This window comes from Microcoleus sp. PH2017_12_PCY_D_A, assembly GCF_020738565.1.
In the GTDB taxonomy this organism is placed as follows: domain Bacteria; phylum Cyanobacteriota; class Cyanobacteriia; order Cyanobacteriales; family Microcoleaceae; genus Microcoleus.
In genome coordinates, this window is the sequence record NZ_JAEQCI010000113.1 from 20,198 (window position 1) to 41,780 (window position 21,583).

17 protein-coding genes are annotated in these 21,583 nt (G+C 45.7%); 9 read left to right on the forward strand and 8 right to left on the reverse strand.

Going from position 1 to position 21,583, the window contains the following annotated elements:
• The first annotated feature begins 56 nt into the window (after positions 1-56).
• From JGK39_RS26735 to glcD, 3 genes are all read left to right on the forward strand, one after another.
• Entirely contained in the window at positions 57-449 is a 393-nt protein-coding gene (locus tag JGK39_RS26735; protein ID WP_293253533.1) for a transporter, read from the forward strand.
• A gap of 401 nt (positions 450-850) precedes the next feature.
• On the forward strand, positions 851-1,714 hold the full coding sequence (locus JGK39_RS26740; RefSeq protein ID WP_293297151.1) for a DUF6671 family protein: 864 nt from the start codon (positions 851-853) through the stop codon (positions 1,712-1,714).
• A 13-nt stretch (positions 1,715-1,727) separates the two neighbouring features.
• The gene (gene glcD / locus JGK39_RS26745) at positions 1,728-3,203 is read left to right on the forward strand and encodes a glycolate oxidase subunit GlcD (RefSeq protein WP_293253539.1); all 1,476 of its coding nucleotides are present in this window, start codon (positions 1,728-1,730) and stop codon (positions 3,201-3,203) included.
• Positions 3,204-3,359: 156 nt separating this feature from the next.
• Here glcD and JGK39_RS26750 read toward each other — a convergent pair whose 3' ends face one another.
• Complete coding sequence (locus tag JGK39_RS26750; RefSeq protein WP_293253542.1) at positions 3,360-5,252, reverse strand: PAS domain S-box protein; 1,893 nt, start codon at positions 5,250-5,252, stop codon at positions 3,360-3,362.
• Positions 5,253-5,724: 472 nt separating this feature from the next.
• On the opposite strand from JGK39_RS26750, the gene purH reads away from it, so the two are divergent.
• Positions 5,725-7,269: a bifunctional phosphoribosylaminoimidazolecarboxamide formyltransferase/IMP cyclohydrolase gene (gene purH / locus JGK39_RS26755; protein WP_293253545.1), complete on the forward strand. Its 1,545-nt coding sequence runs from the start codon at positions 5,725-5,727 to the stop codon at positions 7,267-7,269.
• Positions 7,270-7,538: 269 nt separating this feature from the next.
• A complete protein-coding gene (locus tag JGK39_RS26760; protein WP_293253548.1) occupies positions 7,539-8,477 on the forward strand; it encodes a 2OG-Fe(II) oxygenase in 939 nt (312 codons plus the stop codon).
• Positions 8,478-8,764: 287 nt separating this feature from the next.
• On the opposite strand, the gene JGK39_RS26765 is transcribed toward JGK39_RS26760, so the two are convergent.
• A complete protein-coding gene (locus JGK39_RS26765; RefSeq protein ID WP_293253551.1) occupies positions 8,765-10,246 on the reverse strand; it encodes an ankyrin repeat domain-containing protein in 1,482 nt (493 codons plus the stop codon).
• A 97-nt stretch (positions 10,247-10,343) separates the two neighbouring features.
• Here JGK39_RS26765 and JGK39_RS26770 point away from each other — a divergent pair, with 97 nt between their 5' ends.
• The 3 genes from JGK39_RS26770 (at position 10,344) to JGK39_RS26780 (ending at position 12,226) form a co-directional block, all read left to right on the forward strand.
• Positions 10,344-10,814 carry a DUF4079 domain-containing protein gene (locus JGK39_RS26770; protein WP_293253554.1) on the forward strand — a complete coding sequence of 157 codons (471 nt, stop codon included), beginning with the start codon at positions 10,344-10,346 and terminating at the stop codon, positions 10,812-10,814.
• 310 nt (positions 10,815-11,124) lie between these two features.
• A complete protein-coding gene (locus tag JGK39_RS26775; protein ID WP_293297154.1) occupies positions 11,125-11,607 on the forward strand; it encodes a type II toxin-antitoxin system antitoxin SocA domain-containing protein in 483 nt (160 codons plus the stop codon).
• A gap of 4 nt (positions 11,608-11,611) precedes the next feature.
• Positions 11,612-12,226, forward strand: coding sequence for a type II toxin-antitoxin system PemK/MazF family toxin (locus JGK39_RS26780; protein ID WP_293253560.1), 615 nt, complete (start codon positions 11,612-11,614; stop codon positions 12,224-12,226).
• 403 nt (positions 12,227-12,629) lie between these two features.
• On the opposite strand, the gene JGK39_RS26785 is transcribed toward JGK39_RS26780, so the two are convergent.
• From JGK39_RS26785 to hetZ, 6 genes are all read right to left on the reverse strand, one after another.
• Positions 12,630-12,920 (reverse strand): hypothetical protein, encoded by a 291-nt coding sequence (locus JGK39_RS26785; RefSeq protein WP_293297157.1) that lies wholly within the window; start codon positions 12,918-12,920, stop codon positions 12,630-12,632.
• A gap of 13 nt (positions 12,921-12,933) precedes the next feature.
• On the reverse strand, positions 12,934-14,940 hold the full coding sequence (locus JGK39_RS26790) for a CHAT domain-containing protein (protein WP_293297160.1): 2,007 nt from the start codon (positions 14,938-14,940) through the stop codon (positions 12,934-12,936).
• 400 nt (positions 14,941-15,340) lie between these two features.
• On the reverse strand, positions 15,341-15,946 hold the full coding sequence (locus tag JGK39_RS26795; RefSeq protein ID WP_293297163.1) for a Uma2 family endonuclease: 606 nt from the start codon (positions 15,944-15,946) through the stop codon (positions 15,341-15,343).
• Positions 15,947-16,234: 288 nt separating this feature from the next.
• On the reverse strand, positions 16,235-18,628 hold the full coding sequence (locus JGK39_RS26800) for a transglutaminaseTgpA domain-containing protein (RefSeq protein ID WP_293262030.1): 2,394 nt from the start codon (positions 18,626-18,628) through the stop codon (positions 16,235-16,237).
• A 335-nt stretch (positions 18,629-18,963) separates the two neighbouring features.
• The gene (locus tag JGK39_RS26805) at positions 18,964-20,043 is read right to left on the reverse strand and encodes a hypothetical protein (protein WP_293262028.1); all 1,080 of its coding nucleotides are present in this window, start codon (positions 20,041-20,043) and stop codon (positions 18,964-18,966) included.
• Positions 20,036-21,217 (reverse strand): heterocyst differentiation protein HetZ, encoded by a 1,182-nt coding sequence (gene hetZ / locus JGK39_RS26810; protein ID WP_293262026.1) that lies wholly within the window; start codon positions 21,215-21,217, stop codon positions 20,036-20,038. Before hetZ ends, JGK39_RS26805 begins: the two co-directional genes overlap by 8 nt.
• A 231-nt stretch (positions 21,218-21,448) precedes the next feature.
• On the opposite strand from hetZ, the gene JGK39_RS26815 reads away from it, so the two are divergent.
• Positions 21,449-21,583: helix-turn-helix domain-containing protein (locus tag JGK39_RS26815; protein WP_293297167.1), on the forward strand; the 135-nt coding region annotated here is incomplete at its 3' end.

Here is a 21,583-nt window from a genome sequence, read left to right on the forward strand (position 1 = left end):
GTTTTTCCGGTTTTTGGGGATGGCAATTTTTGCTGTAATACTAGGTTACTTAATTTATGAGTAGAAGCGTTTTTCTAGTTTTGCTCGCTGCTATTTTGTGCAGTGTGGTAGGTCAATTTAGCCTGAAAGCGGGAGCGAAAATATTAGGGCCGATTGGCGCTGCTAATTTAGTTGAAAAAGTTATCGCAATGGCAACTCAGCCTTTGATAGTTGGAGGTCTGTGTTTGTATGCAGTTTCTTCGATCGGCTTTATCGTAGTTTTGTCTCGCGCCAACATTAGCATAGTCTCGCCTTTACTGTCAATTAGTTACTTATTTACTGTTCTCGGCGGCAAAATTGTATTTAACGAGCCTTTGCCGCCGCTGCGGTTGGTAGGTGTGGGGCTAATTATGACGGGAGTAATTTTTGTACTCAGAGGTCAGGCTGGGGGAGTGACTGGCGGCAATTAATACGATTTTAGGTTTTAGATTTTAGATTTTATATTCAAGCGGTAGGGTGCGTCGCAATTAAAAATCCCTAGTATAAGATCGATCGTCTAATAGCCACGCACCTATGCTAATAGGATTTGAGATTAAAGACTTGAAGATTGAAGCAGTAGGGTGCGTCGCAATTAAAAATCCCTAGTATAAGATCGATCGTCTCATAGCGACGCACCTAGGCCATCGCCCATTGAGCAAACCAACTCAAAAATTATAGCGGTTCGATCGCGTAGTGAGGTATGCCTGCGTGCCCGCAAACCCCATGCCCGATGCCCTGTTTGGCCTATGCCCCATGCCCCATGCCCCATGCCCTAGACCGGATAGTACCTCATCTTTCTGAGAACCGCTATATGTTTGTGTCCTCTGAGTCTATGAATCCACTTCAATTATTGCGCGATCGCACGGCCGTTCTGGCTACTATGCACCAAAAAGAACGAGCGATGGCTCCCATTTTGGAACGAGAATTAGGCGTCAATATCCTAGTACCTGCGGATTTTGACACTGACCCATTCGGCACCTTCACCAGAGAAGTTAAACGCTTAGGTACTCAAATAGAAGCGGCTCGCCAGAAAGCAGAAAAAGCTCTAGAAATTGCGGGCGCAACTCTTGCCTTTGCGAGCGAAGGTACTTTCGGCCCTCACCCAATGATGCCGTATCTGCCAGCCAACAGAGAAATTGTAATCTTATTAGATAGAGCCAACAATCTAGAACTAATCGGCGAATCTTTGTCCGTGGAAACTAACTACAGTCACCAGCTAGTTGTCAGTATAGAAGAAGCCGAGGATTTTGCCCAAAAATCTGGATTTCCCGAACACGGACTGGTGGTTGTAGTTGGCGAGGCTGCACTAGGTAAGGGCGAAATTGTCAAGGGCATTGCGACTGAAAAACAACTTTTTGATGCTGTATCGGCAGGTTTGAAACAATCGTCAACTGGCAAAGTTCACGTCGAAACAGATATGCGGGCGATGTACAATCCAACTCGGATGAAAAACATCGAAAATGCAACTCTCGATTTAGTTAAAAAATTCAAGCAATTCTGCCCGGAGTGCGGTTGGCCGGGTTTCGAGGTTGCCCAGAGGAAAATCGGGTTGCCCTGCGGACTTTGCTATTTTCCGACTCAGTTGGTGCGATCGACAATTTATCTATGCAAAAATTGCGGTTATACTAAAGAAGAACTGTTTCCCGATGGTCGAGAGACTGCCGATCCGGCTCAGTGTCAGTATTGCAACCCTTAAAAATAAGTTACTAATGATAGCCGTAGCAACCGATCGCAACTGGAAACCCGTTATTAAAGAATTTGAGGCTGTAGTCGGCAAAAACGGCGTAGTGCAGCGCCGTGAAGAATTGATTGTTTACGAGTGCGACGGACTCGCCAGCTACCGCCAGCGCCCCGCCGTGGTGGTGTTGCCGCGAACTACCGAGGAAGTGGCGAATTTGGTCAAAATATGCGATCGCAATTCCATTCCCTGGGTAGCCAGAGGCGCAGGAACCGGGCTTTCCGGCGGCGCTTTACCAGTAGAAAACTGCGTGCTGATTGTCACCGCCCTGATGCGAAAAATCCTGAAAGTAGACTTAGAAAATCAGCAAGTAGTCGTACAACCGGGAGTAATTAATAACTGGGTAACGCAAGCAGTTAGCGGCGCCGGTTTCTACTACGCGCCCGATCCTTCGAGTCAAATTATTTGTTCGATTGGCGGCAACGTTGCCGAAAATTCTGGCGGCGTACACTGCCTGAAATACGGAGTTACAACCAATCATATTTTAGGATTAAAATTGGTAATTCCCGACGGTTCGATTGTCGAGGTTGGCGGCGAAATTCCCGAAATGCCAGGTTACGATTTAACGGGTATATTTGTCGGTTCCGAAGGCACTTTAGGCATCGCCACAGAAGTTACTTTGAGAATTCTCAAAGCGCCAGAATCGATTTGCGTTTTGTTGGCAGATTTTCCTAGCATAGAAGCAGCGGGCGAATCGGTTTCCGATATTATCAGCGCTGGCATTATTCCCGGCGGCATGGAAATTATGGACAACATCAGCATCAATGCTGTCGAAGATGTGGTAGCAACTGGATGTTATCCCCGGGATGCGGCGGCAATTCTGCTCGTAGAAATTGACGGTTTAGAAGTGGAAGTTGCTACCAACAAGCAGCGAATTGCGGATATTTGCAAGCAGAATGGTGCGCGAAATATCACCACGGCTCACGATCCGGAAACGCGGATGAAAATTTGGAAAGGGCGGAAAGCTGCTTTTGCGGCGGCGGGTCATCTCAGCCCGGATTATTACGTGCAAGACGGCGTAATTCCGCGCACGCAAATGGCTTATGTTTTGAAAGAGATTGAGGGTTTGAGCGAGAAATACGGCTACCGAATTGCGAATGTATTTCATGCAGGAGATGGGAATTTGCACCCGCTGATTCTGTACGATAATTCGGTAAAAGGTGCGCTGGAAAAGGTGGAAGAATTGGGCGGGGAAATTCTCAGGCTGTGCGTGAAAGTTGGCGGCAGTCTTTCGGGGGAACACGGGATTGGTGCTGATAAGAAGTGTTTTATGCCGGATATGTTTTCGGAGGTAGATTTGGAGACGATGCAGTGGGTGCGTCAGGTGTTTAATCCGAAAGGTTTGGCGAATCCTGGGAAGATGTTTCCGACGCCGAAGACTTGCGGGGAAGCGGCGAGGGCTAAGGTGGAAACGATGAAGAAGTTGGAGGGTGCGGAGGTTTTTTAATTCGCTATTTATGCGGTAAGGTGCGCATTACTGAAGTCATTGAGGCATAATCTCTATATGTAGGGTGCGCAATGCGCACGGCGGTGCGCATTGCGCACCCTACGTTAGTAAGTAGTTGGTAATTGCGCACCCGACGTTAGTGAGTAGTCGGTAACGCTAATGTGCGATCGGCATTTTGATAATAAATTCCGTGCCTTTCCCCAATTCTGAAGTACAATATAATTCTCCTTTGTGTTTTTCTACAATAATTTGATAGCTAATTGACAAACCCATTCCCGTGCCTTTACCAACGGGTTTAGTAGTAAAAAATGTATCGAATATGCGCTGCTGAACTTCCTCAGTGATTCCCGGCCCGGTGTCGGCTATTTTGATTTCTACAAAATTGCCGACAACTTCGGTACAAATTCTAATTTGGCGGAAATTTTCGGGCATTTCTTGAAAAGTTTGCTTACTGTTTGCATCATCTAAAGCATCTATCGCATTACTGAGAATATTCATAAAAACTTGATTGAGTGGGCCCGCGAAACACTCGACAAGCGGCAAGTTTCCGTATTCTTTGACAATTTGAATTGGCGGCTTTTCGCCGTTTCCTTTTAAACGGTGATTGAGAATTAGCAGGGTGCTGTCAATACCTTCGTGGAGGTTAACGGGTTTCATCTGTGAATCGTCGTGCCGTGCAAAGTTCCGCAGCGACTGCACAATCTGGCAAATCCGCTCGACGCCAACGCTCATTGAAGATACTATTCTGGGTAAATCTTCAGCTAAAAAGTCGAGATCGTTCTCTTCTGTTTCCTGTTGAATCTCTGCGACTGGATTGGGATAATGTTGTTGGTAAAGTTCGAGGAGGTGAAATAAGTCTTGGGTATAATCTTTGAGGTAAGCGAGATTGCCGTGAATGAAGCTGACGGGGTTGTTGATTTCGTGAGCCACTCCGGCAATTAGCAATCCCAGACTGGACATTTTTTCGCTTTGAATTAATTGGGAATGAGTATTTTTTAGTTCGTCAAGTGCTGCTGCTAGTTGCACTGCTTGTTCTCTGCTTTGTGCTTCGGAATTTCGCAAGGCTTCTTCGGCTTTTTTGCGATCGGTGATGTCTCTCTGTATGCCGATGAAATGAGTTAATTTTCCTGTTCGATCGCGCACGGGAGATATTGAGAAACAATTCCAGAAAGCGGTTCCGTCTTTGCGGTAATTTTTTAATATTACCTTGCATTCGCTCTCTGTTTGCAAGGCTTGGCGGATGATTTCTAGCGCCTCGGAGTCGGTATCGCTTCCTTGCAAAAATCGGCAGTTTTTCCCGATAATTTCTGCCCGCCGATAACCTGTCATGCTTTCAAATGCGGGATTGCAATAAATAATTGGATGTTCTGGGTTGGTGGCGTCAAAAATCGTAACTCCGGTGCTGGTAGCTGCCATCGCCCGATCGTACAACCAAAGCATTTCTTCTGCGCGCTTGCGATCGGTAACGTCCCGCAGCGTCGCTAAATAAGCCATTTCTCCCTCCCATTCCGTTTCCACCACCCGCATTTCTACTACAGCATTTGCTTTGTGCTTGCGAATAGCTGCAACTTCTGTTTGCACGACGCGCATTCCTGCTGCTTCTGTTTCTCCAACTTGGGGAATAATATCCGTGTCCATCTCAATGTCGCAAGCTGAACCTTCTACTACCAAATTGCCAAAAAATGCTTGGCCTAAAAGTTCTTCTGCTTTGCAGTTAAACAGCGCTTCTGCTGACGGGTTGGCAAAACATACAAGCCCTTGCTTGTTGACGATTGCGATACCGTCGGCATTTTTAGCGATCGCATTCCGAAACCGAGATTCGCTAGCTTTCAAATCCTGTTCTAACTGTTCTATTGCTTCCTGCATCTGCTGGATTTCGCACAGATTAACAAGATAAGCTTCTGAAATGTTTGCCTCTGCCGAATTCTCTGCTAATTTTTTGGGCAACTCTTGATAGTTTATTCTCTCGATCGTGTTTTTAGCAATTGTTTTCTGGGTACTGCTAATATTACTGAGCTTATTTTCTGGATGGGCTTCATGAAAAGACATATTTAAACCTCCCATTTTTTTTATTAATGTGTTGCAATCGCCCAATTTTCCTGCCAATTTAGGGAAATCCGAATTTCCACTCGATGCTAACACATTACTTTTAGAAGTCATCCTAAAATATCGTTAAAATTCAAGATCTATCTCCATCGAAGGATCTATTCCACTTGAGTAAGTAATTTCAACAACATCGGCATTTACGTAGTAGAGAGATGGGCTATTAAGGCGACAAATGGCTTCAAGCCCTCTGGCAGCGGACAAAATAACAGGAGCGAGGCGCCAGTTATAAATATTTAGAAGCAACTGCCAAGTATAAAATATTATATGATTTATATAAAAAATAAAGTTTAGAAGCAGGCTCATCTTTGATTGAGTAAAAAAATAATCACAATTACCAATTAGCAAATTATCTACCTGCCGCCAGATTTGATATAGAATGTAACCTGTCTATTTTTGCGATCGCAATTTCAAACCAATGGCACGTCTAGCACTTCTGAGCGTATCGAATAAAACCGGGCTAATCGACTTAGCGCGCAGTCTAGTAGAAGAATTTGAATTTGACATTATTAGCAGCGGCGGGACAGCAAGCGCCCTCAAAGAAGCAGGCATCCCAGTCACGAAAGTTGCGGAATATACTGGTTCTCCCGAAATTTTGGGCGGGCGAGTCAAAACACTTCACCCGCGCATCCACGGAGGTATTTTAGCGCGCCGCGATGTACCGGAAGACGTCGCAGATTTAACCGATAATCAAATTCGGGCGATCGACTTAGTTGTAGTTAATTTGTATCCCTTTGAACAGACAATTGCCAAACCGGGTGTTACTCTAGCAGACGCGATCGAACAGATAGATATCGGCGGGCCCGCGATGCTGAGAGCTTCCGCGAAAAACCACGCTCACTTGAGTGTTTTGTGCAATCCCGAACAGTACAATACTTATTTAGCAGAACTGCGGCAAAACGGCGGGGAAGCATCCTTAGAGTTTCGACAAAAATGCGCGTTAGAAACTTTTCAGCATACAGCTAATTACGATCGCGCGATCGCCAATTATCTCAGCAGCCAATCCGAGCCAGAATCGAAGCTACCACAGGAGTTTAGCGTATCGGGAACCGAGCTGCAAACACTCCGCTACGGCGAAAATCCCCACCAAGCGGCCACTTGGTATCAAAGCGGAAATGCACCGACAGGCTGGACAACTAGCACCATCCTGCAAGGCAAAGAATTGAGCTACAATAATTTAGTAGATTTAGAAGCAGCAAGGCGGCTAATTGTAGAATTTCCCGAGACTCCCGCCGCCGCGATTTTGAAGCATACAAATCCTTGCGGTACAGCCTTGGGCTCGACTATTTCGGAAGCGTATCAAAAAGCTTTTGACACGGATTCAGTCTCAGCTTTTGGGGGAATTGTCGCCCTCAACCGCCCGATTGATGCTGCTACCGCCACGGCGCTAACTCAAACATTTTTAGAATGTATTGTCGCACCGGGGTGCGAACCGGAAGCGGAAGAAATTATCAAGAAAAAGGCGAAAGTTCGAGTATTGATTTTGCCGGATTTGAATCGAGGGCCAGCGCAAACTGTGAAAGTAATTGCAGGCGGTTTGCTGGTGCAAGAATCGGATAATGTAGTAGAAGAAACTAGCAAATGGCGCGCCGTTACCGAGAAGCAACCGACGGCGGGAGAGTGGGAAGAATTGCTGTTTGCTTGGAAAGTAGCGAAACACGTTAAATCGAATGCGATCGTTGTGACGCGCGATCGCACTACAATCGGTGTCGGCGCCGGACAAATGAACCGCGTGGGTTCGGCTAAACTAGCGTTGGAACAAGCTGGAGAGAAGAGTAAAGGAGCGATTTTGGCTAGCGATGGCTTCTTCCCCTTCGACGATTCGGTAAAAACGGCGGCTGAGGCGGGGATAATTGCGATCGTCCAACCGGGAGGAAGTATGCGCGATAAAGATTCGATCGCAGCAGCCAACCAACTCGGAATCGCAATGGTTTTCACCGATATCCGCCACTTCTTGCATTAGGAATAATGCTTAGAAATTATCAATTGTGTAGCCTATTATAGGGATATAATGGTCTTAACTTAACCCGAAAGACCGCCAGGGACTTAAGTCCCTGGCTCATAGCGAAAGTCCTCTGAAGAGGACTAAAGAACTCATCAGTCCTCTTCAGAGGACTTTCGCTATTAGACAGGGGTTTTAACCCCAGGCGGACTGTGGGTTTAACGCGATTGTTGACATCAATCAACACTGTTATATCCCTAACGAGTTCCCAGTTGCATATTTCAAAAATCATGACTTACACTGAACAGCAAATTAAAGCCCAAGACATAAAAGTTAAAATCCTGCTCACCGGCGGACATCAGTGCACCGTCATTCTCAAATCCGATACACCATTATTGCACAGCCTTGTCAAAGCATTAGTCGATCGCGCGCAACAGACAGTAGGTTTTTCCACATTATTTCAAATTCCCATAGACGACGGGCGTTCCAGCCTTTCCTTTCCCGCCGAGCACCTAATCGGATTAGTCACCGAACCCCCAATTTTCTTGCAGCAACCGCAACCGCAGCAGCCCGCAATCCCCCTAGAAATTCCCGCAGAAATTCCCGCAGAAATTCCCGCCCCCGCACCCGTAAATGACGATTTAATATCTCGCTACGCCCAAATAGATAACTTTTTGACAACCGCAGAAAAGAACAAACTAATTAAATATGTTTTAGCCAAAGAATCAGAATTTGTGACTACCAGCACCTCAACAAATGCCGAAGATTACCGCCGCTCCATGGTGCTCCACTCCTTCCCCGAATTCTCTACACTGATGGTGAATCGCATCAAAGCAATTCTCCCCGACGTGCTGCGAAAATTAAATATTCCAGCATTTGCTATTGGTGACATAGAAGCTCAGTTAACTATGCACAATGATAACAACTTTTACAAACTTCACAACGACAGCGGCTCTCCCGATACCGCAACCAGATTTTTTACTTACGTTTATTATTTCAACCGAGAACCTAAGGCTTTTTCCGGCGGGGAATTGCTGATTTACGACAGCAAAGTCGAGAACAATTTTTATGTTGCAGATGAGACATTCAGAAGTGTTGAGCCTCGGAATAATAGCATTGTATTTTTTCTGAGTCGCTATATGCACGAAGTTTTGCGAGTTAGCTGTCCCTCGAAAGCTTTTGCTGATAGTAGGTTTACGATTAATGGCTGGGTGCGAAAAGCGGATTGAGATGAGATTTGTGGGTTAAGTCGCATATCCCCAAGCCGGATAGGGTATTACCCAAGATAAGACGGCGGTTAAAACCGCGCCTACAAAAACAAAACCCGGATGGTGCGCGGGTTGAAGAATGGATCGTTAACATGATATTTTTTTATTGACACCGCATTTTCCTCAGTCCGCGCACCATCCGGACATTGTTTGTATAGACGCGGTTTCAACCGCCGTCTGCATCTACATCTGCATCTGCATCTGCATCTGCATCTGCATCTGCATCTACGTCTCCCGCGATGCGATGTTTATTCCTGAGCTCCGGCATTTTTGAGCAATTTCACGACAGTGGAATAACCTTTAAATTCAGCTAACATTAAAGCTGTATAATTTCCCGGATTTTTGTGATTTAACTCTGCACCAGCGGCGATTAAAATCTTTACTGCATCAGCATAACCCCGATGGGCGGCCCACATGATAGCAGTTGCGCCGGAATCATCGAGCAAGTTGACATCTGCGCCTTTTTCGACTAATATTTGGACGATCGCCATATAACCGCGATCGCACGCCTTCATCAAAGCCGTTTTCCCCAAATCCGCCGGGATATTCGGATCCGCACCACCGTCAAGCAAGGCTTTCACCGTCTCAGTATGTCCGTGAAATGCAGCCAGAGTCAAAGCCGTTTCCCCAAAGTTTTTAGCATTCAGGAAATCTGGGCGATTTGAGTTTACTTTTTGCAGCAAAGCTGATACGATCGCACTGTGACCGTGAACCGCCGCCACCAGCAAAGGCGTATCGCCCAACCGATTTCTCGAACCGACATGAGCGCCTCGATTTAACAGCAATTCCACGACATCTTGACAGCCTTCAACCACCGCAAAATTCAACGCAGTTTCATCATCTCTGTCCTTAGCGTTGATATCGGCGCCAGCATCTAGTAATATATGTGCGATCGCGCAATTTCCCCCAGCAGCCGCCGCCATTAAAGCCGTCCCGCCATCTCCACTTTTGACATTCGCATTAGCACCCGCAGCCAGCAAAGCTCGCACCGCATCCACATTACCGCAATCCGCAGCCAAAGTTAAAGCAGTTTCGCCCTCTTTGTCGGGAATTTCCAAATCAGCACCAGCGGCTAGCAGCGTCTCGACTACCGCCAAATTGTCCGCCGTAGCAGCCTGCATCAAAGGAGTTTTACTCTGTAGATTTTTAAGATTAACATCCGCAGCGCGATCGAGCAAAACTCGGACAATTTTAGCGCTACCTTGACTGATAGCTGAAAACAGCATAGAATTATCAGCCACAGCACCCGCCTCAGCCAAAGCTTTTACAACAGCTTCGTGTCCCGACAAAGCAGCTATTTTCAAAGCCGAATCTCCATCTTTATCGCGGACATTCACATCAGCCTTAGCATCAAGTAAAAGCCGCACAACATTGATATCACCTTTGAGAGAAGCAGCCATCAAAGCCGTACTTCCATCATCATTTTTAGCCTCAACATCAGCACCCGCAGCCAACAACAGCCGCATAACATCAGCCTGTTTGTGAGCCGCAGCCAGCATCAAAGCCGTCAGCCCAAAACGCCTGCTCGCGAGGTTGACATTAGCGTCATTGTTTAGTAAAATACGCACGATTTCCGTATAGCCCTTTTGGGCGGCAAACATCAAAGCCGTCGTCCCCTCAGAGTCTTTGGCGTTAGCGTCAACCCCCTTAGCGAGTAAAGCTTGGACGTGAATAATGTTGCCAGTCTTGGCAGCTTGGATCAATACAGCGTCTTGTTTAGTGGCAGGCATAAATAGTCTCTCATCCCGTATATTTGTACCGTCGCACGAGACGGACTTACTGGTATGCTAAGTTTTATGAAGTATGTTTACTAATCCTGAGAACACTATGAATCTGGAAATTCCGCAGTCTGTAAAAGTTTGGAGTCAATTCTTCCACCCAGTTTTAATGTGGGTATTGCTAGCAATCTCATTTTATGCTTTGTATCTGGGAATTCAAATCCGCCGTACCAGAAGTGCCGAAGGCGATGTCAAGAAAGAGTTAATCAAAGGCAAATTCAATATCAAGCACCACCAGATGGGCTCTTTGCTGCTAGGCTTGATGGTAACAGGGGCGATCGGCGCCATGGCAGTCACCTACATCAACAACGGCAAACTATTTGTCGCCCCGCACCTAGTAGCAGGCTTGGGAATGACCGTAATTATTGCCATTTCAGCCTCCCTGACTCCGTTCATGCAAAAAGGTCAAAATTGGGCGAGATACACTCACATCTTCCTAAATGTGGGGCTGTTGGGGCTATTTGGCTGGCAGGCGGTAACAGGTGTAGAAATCGTGCAAAGAATTATCAGTAAAATGTAACCGTTAGAGTACGATTCAGGACTTGCGCGCGGGTATCCAGAAACCGGGTTTTTCACGAAAATACCCATTGTAGACGTAAATTCTGCGAAAAACCCGGTTTCTCTAATCGTAACAGTCCTAGGGTGTGTCGCGATCGACAATCCCTCGATCAAAATCGACAATCCCATAGCGACACACCTTGGTTGTTCAACAGTTGAATAAACAACCCTCTCTTTTACTTTTTCCCAACACTCGCAAAGTGCATCGCAATGAGATTCTCGATGGAATTCATAAATTTTTATAGCGGCGCACCATAAAAAGAATCAAAGCCATGCTAGAAACCCTCATCAACTATTTTGTTTGCGCCACCAAAGGCCACATCACAAAAACGCAATTAATCAAATTCTTATATTTAGCAGACCTTTATGCTGTCAAATGGACAAACAAACAGCTTACAGACCTCCATTGGCGTTATTATCACTATAGCCCTTGGAACGAAAACATAATAGTCGCCTTAAATAAAATGAATGGCAAAACAATAGTTCAAGAATTTGTGGGAGAAACCATATTTATCCGACTTGGTGCCGAAGCAAGTAATATCGATGACTTAGAATTACCTATAGGATTAAAACTAATGCTGGAAAACATTCGCAGAGAATGGGCAGGCTCAGGACAGGATAAACTCCAAAAGTTACTAAAGTATGTGCACAGCACCGCCCCAATGATTGAGATTAAAGATAGCCATCAACTAGAGCAAGTAGTGAGGCTAAATCTTGAGACAGAAAGACAAAAATTAATCAGTCAATTAGGGTGAAAACGTGGCTGGAAAAACACCTCGTCAAGGTTGGATTTATTTAGTAAATCCCCAGAAAATATCTGTTCGTTGCAAGCAAAATCACAATCACATTTATGATTTAAGTCAAACAGGGAAGATTGAATGCAAAACAGTTGATTGCAATCGGATAATTAATTATAGCAGAGTTTTTCGGGGAGAGCATCATTATCTTATTTGGACAAGCGACCAATTTCAAGATAACTCTAAATGCTTACAAACTTTTACGGTGATTCCCTTAACGTTCCAAGAAACCTTCAAAGGTTTACCAACAGCGTATCCCATTAACTCGACCAGCAAAAATGGTCTCGATCGCAATTCATTGGCTTTAGTGCATCAGATATGTACTATTGATGCTAATTGTTTTAAGGACTCCCAAGGGAATTGGTTTGAGCGAGTTGGACAAGTGGATAAAGGAGATAAGGAGTCGATAGAAGAACGTTTAAATTATTTTTTGAATCTTGAGGATAATTCTAGTAATGATTGGTTGATGAACAATGTGTCTGTGGAAGTTTTAGAGAAAGTCTTTGATTATTTGCCGAAGGAGATGACGAAAAACATTGATTTAGAAAAAGTCATAAGCGATCTAGAACTATGGTAAGATGCAGACGGCGGTTGAAACCAGGTTTATACAAACTATTCATCACCTCGATCCTAATATTGTTCAGATAAGACACGTTGTGTTTTTATAATAAACCCGGTTTGTAGGGGCGGGTTCACCAAAAATATCTGGCACAAACAAATAATATTGTAAACCCGCCCCCACCCAACCGACCATCAAAATGTACCATTTTGTAGGGGGGCGGGTTCACCAAAAATATCTGGCACAAACAAATAATATTGTAAACCCGCCCCCACCCAACCGACCATCAAAATGTACCATGAATTTATCGGCAAGATGTTCATGTAAACAATGGTGGGGATGGGGCGGGTTTATGAGATTTTTTGTGGGTTTTATAGATGGTTGGTGAACCCGCCCCTACAAAATTTTGTGATTTTATTGATTAATTATACCCCACCCTAAATAAAAATGTAGTGCTTCCTGGTAGGCGATTATCCGTTAATTTGGTTGCTTCAGTAAACAACTCTTTGCGAGTCTGGCATAATGCTGTTTGAATGTCGGTGTACTTTGCACACCATTCCATGATATTATCACAAACTTCATCCTCTGTTTCTCGGAAAGTATCTTTTGCTTGATTAAGGTTTTCATGCCTATTATCTATCAAAAATAGGGTTTTCTGATTTTTGATGAGGTGTATGAAGGCCTTGATATTTTTATGATTTATTTCCAGCATAATTATTTGATTGCTACTGACCAGTTGCACAAAATGCAGCCCAATGATAATGCGATCGAAAAGGTGGTTCTCCTGTGGACTCTAGATGATCGAGCATATCGTATAGATCCTCTTTTAGGGAGGGACGTATCGAAAGTTTGCTTGTCCACTGTTGTAACTTTTCTACTGTAACATCCCGCAGCCAAAGTTGAGCTTTGTTGAGGGCAAGAGCGACGCTTAACCCGGCTTTGAGATTCTGATAAAATTCTATCATCAGCAATGAAGTAGATACATCATTAACTGCCCAAAGTGTCGGTACTACACTGGAACTCCCAGCCACTAGGAAACCGCTAGGTAAGCTGATATATTCATCTCTGATGCTTTGAAAGTCGCTGATGCCGGTTTCGCAGGCGGAGAGGACTACTAGGCGACATTCTCGGAAGTCGAGGGCAAAGATGTCTGCTAAGGTGAGGCATTTGTCAAGGTCGAGAATGTTGCCATTTTGTAAGGGTTGATAACGGTTGGGGTTTGATTCTGCTGGCGCTGGCGGGAGTAATTCGCTGTCGGCTAGCAGCAATGCTGAGAGCAAAGGTTGCTGAAAGTTAAAGTAGCCGTGACAGCTAAAGTGGGCGCAGTGGGCGATACGGAGACGGCTGTCGTCTATGGCTGATTTTTTGGCATTATTTTGGATGAGAATATCTTGATTTTCTGGTTGGAAATTCTGACGGATTGCTTGTACTTCTACATCGGTAAATTCCAGGTCTTTGGTGGGATTTTGGACGGCAAATAGCTGTGTGAAATTGTGGCGTTTTCGCCTTTTTTGTGCCTGTTGCAGCAGTTGGCAACTGGGGGCGTAGCGGACACTTTGTTTGAAGCAATCTAGCAGGCAAGGATTAGTTGGTTCTGGAGATGGGGTTTCTGAATTAAACCGCTGCCAGGCTTCACGGCTAACTGGCAAGGCGTGAAGGGGGAGAAGGTGCAGGAAGCGATGGGGAATTAAAATTAGTTGACTGCACTGTTTGGGAACTCTTTCCAGAAGATCGTTGAGATGCAAAATATCACCTAGACTTTGGAGGCGGGAGGCTAGGCTTTGCTGCCATTGAGTTTTGTTTTCTTGGTAGTCTTTCAGATACTCGTTGAACCAATTTTCCAAGGCTTTAAAGTCGGCTTTTGAGGATTGCCAGACTGTAGGAGTTGGTGATTCTGGGGTGATGATGAAAGCAAGAAGTCTGTCGCTTGTAATGTACCACTGAAGGATAGCGGTGTTTTCTGCTGTGAGGGATTGAATCTCGCTGTAGGAGATGCCTTTAACTTCTTGGGTGAGTGCGAAATCGGGGTCGATGGGTTTGATGTCGCGGGCAATCAATTCATTTAGTTGTTGCCGCAATTGGGTGAGATGCGATCGCTCGCGAATGATGCTTTGTATGTTGCCGATTTGAAGGCTGCGTTCTCCCGATATCGTGCGGCCGTTGTTGTTACGATTTGTCTGTTCGATATCGAGTCGTCGCTGTTCGGAATCAATTTCTCGACGCAGGCGCGAGAGTTCGTTGAGAACGGTTTCGGGAATGTCACCTTTGGGGTAGATGTCGCGGGTGGCGAGGAGTTCGACTAAGTTGCGGGCTTTGCTGCGTTCGGCGTATTCTATGGCTGCGGTGTACTTTTTTAGTTCTAGGCAAACTTCCACCATATTTCGATAAAGTTTATTCCATTCCAAGTTATCCTGTAAAATCTGCGGTTCCTCACCGTTAGGACAATTCAGCAGTGCATTAATCAATTGCAGATAAGCAGAATTGCGGTGTGCATCTCCTCCCTGCATCTCTTGAGCCAAAGCTTGACTAATTTGACCCACTAATTGCTGCAAAAAACCCGCATTTTGTTCGCCATCCGCCGCCATCCGACTCGCCACTTCCTGCATCACTTCAATCAAGCCCGAGTCAACAAACTCAGAGTGCTCTTGCAATACATTCCCCTCTTCCCCAGACGGACAACTCAGCAGCAATTGAATCAGATTCAGGTAAGCTCGGACGCGGTTTTCATCCATGAGGCGTGACCTTCAACATTCTTTATTCCCTCATTTGTACCACAAATACAAGCAGCCCCAGCTAAACTGCAATAATTATTTAATTTTCCAATCTAGCGGCTTAGTTGCTCAGTTTTAATTGACAAATAACTTGATTTGTGTATATAAGGTTTGTCTGACGTTCTTAGGTAGTCGATTTTGATGAGATAAGTAGTTTGCGATCTGAGAAAATACGGGACATCGCAGTGCCGATATATGGTAACTTAACCCCAAAGTCCGCCAGGGAATTAATTCCCTGGCTAATAGCGAAAGTCCTCTCAAGAGGACTAAATAAATAATCAGTCCGAGAGGACTTTTGCTTTTAGGTAGGAGTTTAAACCCCTCGCGGACTGCGGGTGTAATGCAGAGAAACCCGGCTTTTTTACCCGCCATTAAAAATTTGCTCCGCCGTCAAAGTCAACTCTGGAAATACCACCGACTCAATTCTCTCATCTCCCCGAAACAGCTTAACCTGATACTCACCATCTACCAATTGACAAACCGACAAAGTAGGTTGTTTCGGAGAACCAATATAACGCCTACCTCCCAAACCCAAATAATCGACAATCCAGTATTCAGCAATGCCTAATGCTTCATACTCGATCATCTTATGTGCATAATCATCGCGCCAATTTGTGCTGACAACTTCAATCGCGAGAGGAATGGATGAGCCTTGAGTAATTGTTGAGGATTTTGCCCATAAAGGCTCTAGCGCTAAAGCATCACGATTAACTGCTAAAACATCAGGTAAATAACCAGTTTCTTGTTCGGGAGATTTAACGAGGGCATTCTTGGGGAATCGATAGGGAAGTTGCAGCCGCCGAGTTTCTAGAATTAGTTCTGTCTGCAAAAATTCAACAACTTCTTCATGTTTTCCTGTCGTCTGCATCTCAATAATAACTCCGTTATGTAGTTCATAGCGTCCGTTTTCTGGCTTCCATTCCAGAAACTCATCGAAAGTTATTAACTTGGATATTGCTTGAATCATGGGAAAACCTCCAATGTTCTAAGATCAGTTTAACATAAGAATAATTAGTCCTCAATTTTAGTTAAAGGTAGATGAATAATTTGATTTTGATATTCATTAGGAAAATAACATCAAAATCAAAATTGATTCATCTATGTTTTGCCCAAGGCTTAAATTTCCACTTAAAATAAATATACCGGGAATATGTTGGGGTGCGGAATTTTGGCTGCAAACCTTAATACAATTGGTTTGATTGTTGTGAATGCGAGTCCTTTGATTGATGCGGACTAAAGTCCTCACTACGAACCTTTATTTGAGGTTGGGGGTTGTGAATTTTGACAACCAGCGGTTTTTCAGTTTCTTTAAGTGCGATCGCCTTAAATTATCCACCAACCGCTGCAACTGAGCCAAATTTCCCGCTTCGCCGCCGTACTTCCACCGCACGTAAGCTTGCGAAACTTCCTCAATTACCTCAGCTTCATCGGTTCCATGATGTGCGCGCATTGCCTCAGCATACTCCAAAGGCGTTTGAGCTTTCTGTTTGGCAAAGCCCCGACTCGCCAAATCCTTCAGCATTTGCTGATAAACGCCCTCCACGGGCGGTAATTTACCCAGCCAACGCCGATAGCGCCACTTGCGCCACCCTTGCCACATTAACCAGCCTAGGAAGCCAAAGCCGATCGCACCAATCAACCCAGTAAACAACCCAACCCAACCCTTAGCAAACTGTCCCAGAAACCAGCCCACAATCAAAGTAATCCAGCCAATTACAAAACCGATAACCGAATCCAACCCGCTTCTCAGAGGCGTCGGTAGCCAACCGGCGATCCACTTCCAAAACGATTCCAGTGCGCTAAAAGTCTGGTTGTCTTCCACCGAAGCCGGAATCAACGGATAACCTGGAATCGGATTAAAACCAAACCAGCCGTATTTAGGAAAATATACCTCCGTCATTAAGAAAGCGTCGGTATTTTTCACAACATACAAACCAGTAAACGGGTTGAATTCTCCCGTATCGAAACCACCAGCTACTCGTGCCGGAATCCCGATCGATCTGAGCATAATTGCCAGTACCGTCGAAAAGTGGTCGGGATATCCGCCTGTAACCTTTTTGCCGTCTTGCGTGTTTTGATAGCCAAACAGAAAACCCTCGACTAAATCTTCTGTTTCTTCCAAGTAAGGCAAGGCTTTTACAAGTTTGTAATTCGGATTTTGCTTCAAATATTGAGCTAAATACAAAGCTTTTTCGTAGGGAGAATCGATCGCCCTCTCTGACTTAGCTACTCTAGTTCTCGCCAACAAAATTTCTTCTGTTTTTTCTCGCACCTTCTGGGCAATTTTCGGCGGCACGTCCAAATAGAACTTGCGAATATTTTTCGGATAATTAGTACCAGTTTGCCCCAACCCGGAGCGATCGCGAACAGGTACATTAGAAATCACCGTATAAGTCAAACCTTCCCGCAATTCCACAGGCGATCGCAAACCGCCCTCCGCATCCACCGCCACATCCATCGTCGGAAAATACAGTTCTTTCGGCTTAGCCAAAGCCGGAATCAAATTCGGCAACTGAGCAATAATAGTATAACTTTGAATCACCTCTTGAATCCGAGGCGCATTCGGAAACGGATTCAGATAAAATTGAAAAGACCACCTCGGTCTATTCACCTTTTGAGCTTGTTCGTTGCGAGAAATTTCCCAACCCTGACCCGTGTATTTGTCAAAGCCCAACACCCGCCAAAAACCCGCCGCTTGCGATCGCACGCGCATCACCACTTGGGGTTTCATTTCCCCCCGCAAATTCTGATTGATGCGCTGGTTGAAACCGTAATAAAAAGTAGAGTCCACCTCTCCTGGCCCTTTGTCTGGGTTTCTCCCCCTTCCTCCGCCACTTCCTTGTTCATTTCCCCCTCTGACATACCCCGGATTTAAAATGCTGCGCGAGTCAAACTCTCCCTGATATTCAATGGGAGCACTGACAGGAAAAGTCCGCAACTGATAGCCCGGGAGGCGCGGCAAAAACGCAAAAATAGTCAGCCCCAACCCCACAGTTATTACCAGCAGCCAACCAAAATACTTGGGGGATAGAGTAGCAGCAAACAGTGACAAGTTCTTATTTTTGCCTGCACCTTCTACTTTCTGCTTGCTACCGTCTGCTTTGGAAAGTCCCAAGCGCGATCGATAATCCAACACCAAAGTCGGCAGCGCTAAAGCCAAAAACACCACTAGCAACGGCCCAAAAGTCAGCGTTTGACTGATAGTCGCCGCTACACTCAACAAAATCAACCCGATGACGATCGAATAGCCCAAATCTTTGCGGCGGGGCAAATCGAAGCTGTGCAGCACTTGAATGTGAATTAACAGTTGCGCCAAAACTAACCGGGTATCGTTCAATTCCCCTATCAAACGGGTAAAAAAAGCGAACAGCGCCACCAGCATGGCAATAGCTATGCAGAACTTAGCAGCTACATTGCGATCGCGGCGGCGGTACCAACTCCAAGTTGCCCCCACAATGCTAACAGGCACAGCCCACAGGTTCAGCGCTTCTTCAGCAGCAACGTCTGTCGCCACAATGCCCACAATTACCAACAACTGAACTAGGATTCGCAGCAGCAAAGAATCCTCAATCACCGGCGGAGGCATGGCCTCAATCTGCTCCCACAGCTTACCCAAAACAGGTATCTTTCGCAGGTTATCAGTTGTCATGTGCACCCATCCAACGATTTTAGATTTTAGATTTTAGATTTTAGATTGAATCCACAGATAAATCTGAGAGGGCTTTAACTAAAATCTAATTTTTTTTGCTTTTCACGAGCGAGGTCGGGGGATTGAATTTGTTTGTGTGTGAGGTCAAACCCTAGAGGAAAAACATACATTATTTACTCTAATTTTACCAGAAAGACTTGGCTTAAAGCCTCTCCCTTGTAGGGAGAAAATAAAATTAGACTATTCATTACTCCAATCTTCTTCCTTCCAGGTAGAGGTAGCCCTCAAGCGGTCAACTATCAACTGTCATGAACGTCAACTGTCAACTGAACTTTTTAGTTGCTATCTTGTCCTGACAAAATTGGACGAATAGCAAACATCAGAGGTCTAGTCTCGAAGTTTTGGAATCGAACTTCTAAGGCATAAATCTTATCCGGTTGCGGATCGAACAACTCCACACTTAAATGCCCGGAATTCGGACGATGTGCAGTTGCTTCGGCATCTCCTCCCTTGAGTTCCAAACTTCCTCCCCCAGGAAATTCGCACTCAACCCTTAAACACGGTCTTGGTGGTTCTGTATTGCGGTTGGACAGGTATTGAGCTTGCAGAGTCAGCGAACCCAAAGCTGTCAACCATTCTCGGGAAACCGGCGGCTGATTTACAGGACAATTCAAAGTTAGAGAGTCAATGATTTCTCGGGCGGCCAACAGCGACATCAGCATTTGTTGATCGGTAGTTGCCACTTCGTAATTCGGTAAATCTTCTACTTCTACCTCTGAAGCTGTAGTTCCTCTGGCCGGACTCATGAGTACAAAACCAGCTAATTCGTTAAGTTCCTGAGACTGGCCCGGAAACAAGCTATCTACAGCGCGGACTAACTTCGCTCCTTCCCGCAGTGACGACATTACCAATTCCTGACAAGGTTCTAGCAGTTGAGCAAAAACCCCTTGGGCGATCGGAATTGGCAGGCGACCCCATCTAATATTTTGTAGTTGGGGAGTCCAGATGTGTAGGGGGGGAACCCATTGGGGGGCTACATCGTCTGGGTAGTCGTGGTCGTAACTTTTAATTTCTGTTTCCCAGGGGAACAGCGGCGGGTTGGATTCAATTTCGGCTCTAAGCCTTTCTTTTAACAAGGTCTGAAAACGGTCTTGCACGGTCGGTATATCTCCAATAGTCAGCGGTTGTGCGGGTGCATTGCTGTGCGCCCCCACTTGATAATCCAGCGGGTCTGGTTCGTCCCATTCCCAATATTCCACCCCAGAATTGTCTTCGTCGCCCCACTCTTCTGAGAGATGGGGCAGATTGAAGTTCTCCTCATCTTCGCTAGAGGCATTCTCGATCGGCGCCTGCAATACCCAGTCTAAAAAATGGCGCTCGAAAGCCTCTGCATCCCTGTTCGTTTCGTTATTCATCACTAGATGCCCCTTCTCCGGAATCTGAACGATTTCGCAATTCCCAGGCAAGTTCGAGTAATTTAAACCACCGTTTCTGTACCTGGGCTACCGTGCTGCCGAGGGTTTGCGCGATCGCTGACTCTGACAGACCCTGTTGCTTCAACTTTAACAAACGCTGCCCCTCTGGCCCGATTTGCTCGCCAAATATCTGCCATTGAGAAGGCAGCAAACCCAAATTTTTATCTAAGTCTGCTTCCAGCCACTGGTGAACCAGTTCCCAGCGGTGCGACATGGCAAACCTGAGCAAATGGTACTTAAAGCGCTGCTGCAAATAGTCTCTTTGGCGCGGAGTTATGTTTAGAAGCGACTCTATTTCATTAGTCGGCAAATCTTGCAAGCGCAATATGAAATAATCGGCGCATTCTTGTTGGTTGCGCTCTTTCAAGTAAGCGACTAATTCGTCAATCACATTTTGCCGCAGAGATTCTGACTCATCGCCTTGGGGGCGAATTGCCGAGGAACCCTGGCCCGCCATTGCTTCCCGCACCGAGTGCACCGAGGTGTCGTTCCAAGTTTGGTCGGAATCTGAAGCCCCTCCATCGGCGGCTTGTTCCATATCCACCGAGGTTTCTTTCGGTTGCTGCTGGGAAAAGGTTTGGGCCCGCAAAATAATTAGTTGCTGGCTCCGGTTGCGAGGCAAAGGAATGCGCCGCTTGCCGAAACGCTCTACAAAGGCCATGTACTCTGCTAGTTCTAAGCGAGTGCGAGGACTGTAGGTAGGTGGCAGTTGGGTTTCCCGCCGGAATGCCTTTAAAGCTTCCAGATAAAATCCTTGCAAGAAATCTTTGATCAGTTCTACTCGCGCCTGATAGCTAGACTGCACCTGGGGAGGGGTGATGTAGCGATAGACGATCGCGCTGAGGGTACTGTGCAATTCTACTCGCCCGGGCCCGGAGCCTAAACTGTAATAGTGGAGGCATTGTTGCAAGCGGTGCTGAGCTAGGCTCTGGGCTGAACCCTCTATGTCTCCGGAGTTTTGAATCCGCTGACTTTCTGTGCATATCCTGTTGACTTCTGCTGCGAGTCGCCCTGCTACATCTTGGCAATTCTGCTCTGACGCGCGAGTGGACTTTTTGAGTTCGTCTAACAGCAGTTGAAATATGGTTTCCACGCTCTGGCAGATTTCCCGCATGATTGTTTACAGCTCACATTGAAATTAGCACAGTTAGTAGCAGTATGGAGATTTTTTTTCTACCGCTACTTGCTCCGGTATTTCCGGCACAGGACAAACTGCAATGTCCTCGATCTCCTGTTCTACAAAAATTAGGGGGTTAGAGCCTCGTCCTTCCAGGACGACTTTATTCTAAAAATCCTCTTGCCATTTTGTAGAAATATAGTAAAATTAAACAAGGAGGTGATCCAAGTGTTCAATCTGACTTATGAATTCAAATTGAAACCGACAAAAACACAAGTAGCAATATTTGAGGATTGGTTGGAACAATGTCGCAAGGTATATAATTATGCCCTGCAAGAACGTAAAGATTGGTATAATTCGCGA

Coding starts and splice junctions, on each gene's coding strand:
- JGK39_RS26735 (WP_293253533.1), top strand. CDS start 57: ATGAGTAGAAGCGTTTTTCTAGTTTTGCTCGCTGCTATTTTGTGCAGT.
- JGK39_RS26740 (WP_293297151.1), top strand. CDS start 851: ATGAATCCACTTCAATTATTGCGCGATCGCACGGCCGTTCTGGCTACT.
- glcD (WP_293253539.1), top strand. CDS start 1,728: ATGATAGCCGTAGCAACCGATCGCAACTGGAAACCCGTTATTAAAGAA.
- JGK39_RS26750 (WP_293253542.1), bottom strand. CDS start 5,252: ATGTCTTTTCATGAAGCCCATCCAGAAAATAAGCTCAGTAATATTAGC.
- purH (WP_293253545.1), top strand. CDS start 5,725: ATGGCACGTCTAGCACTTCTGAGCGTATCGAATAAAACCGGGCTAATC.
- JGK39_RS26760 (WP_293253548.1), top strand. CDS start 7,539: ATGACTTACACTGAACAGCAAATTAAAGCCCAAGACATAAAAGTTAAA.
- JGK39_RS26765 (WP_293253551.1), bottom strand. CDS start 10,246: ATGCCTGCCACTAAACAAGACGCTGTATTGATCCAAGCTGCCAAGACT.
- JGK39_RS26770 (WP_293253554.1), top strand. CDS start 10,344: ATGAATCTGGAAATTCCGCAGTCTGTAAAAGTTTGGAGTCAATTCTTC.
- JGK39_RS26775 (WP_293297154.1), top strand. CDS start 11,125: ATGCTAGAAACCCTCATCAACTATTTTGTTTGCGCCACCAAAGGCCAC.
- JGK39_RS26785 (WP_293297157.1), bottom strand. CDS start 12,920: ATGCTGGAAATAAATCATAAAAATATCAAGGCCTTCATACACCTCATC.
- JGK39_RS26790 (WP_293297160.1), bottom strand. CDS start 14,940: ATGGATGAAAACCGCGTCCGAGCTTACCTGAATCTGATTCAATTGCTG.
- JGK39_RS26795 (WP_293297163.1), bottom strand. CDS start 15,946: ATGATTCAAGCAATATCCAAGTTAATAACTTTCGATGAGTTTCTGGAA.
- JGK39_RS26800 (WP_293262030.1), bottom strand. CDS start 18,628: ATGACAACTGATAACCTGCGAAAGATACCTGTTTTGGGTAAGCTGTGG.
- JGK39_RS26805 (WP_293262028.1), bottom strand. CDS start 20,043: ATGAATAACGAAACGAACAGGGATGCAGAGGCTTTCGAGCGCCATTTT.
- hetZ (WP_293262026.1), bottom strand. CDS start 21,217: ATGCGGGAAATCTGCCAGAGCGTGGAAACCATATTTCAACTGCTGTTA.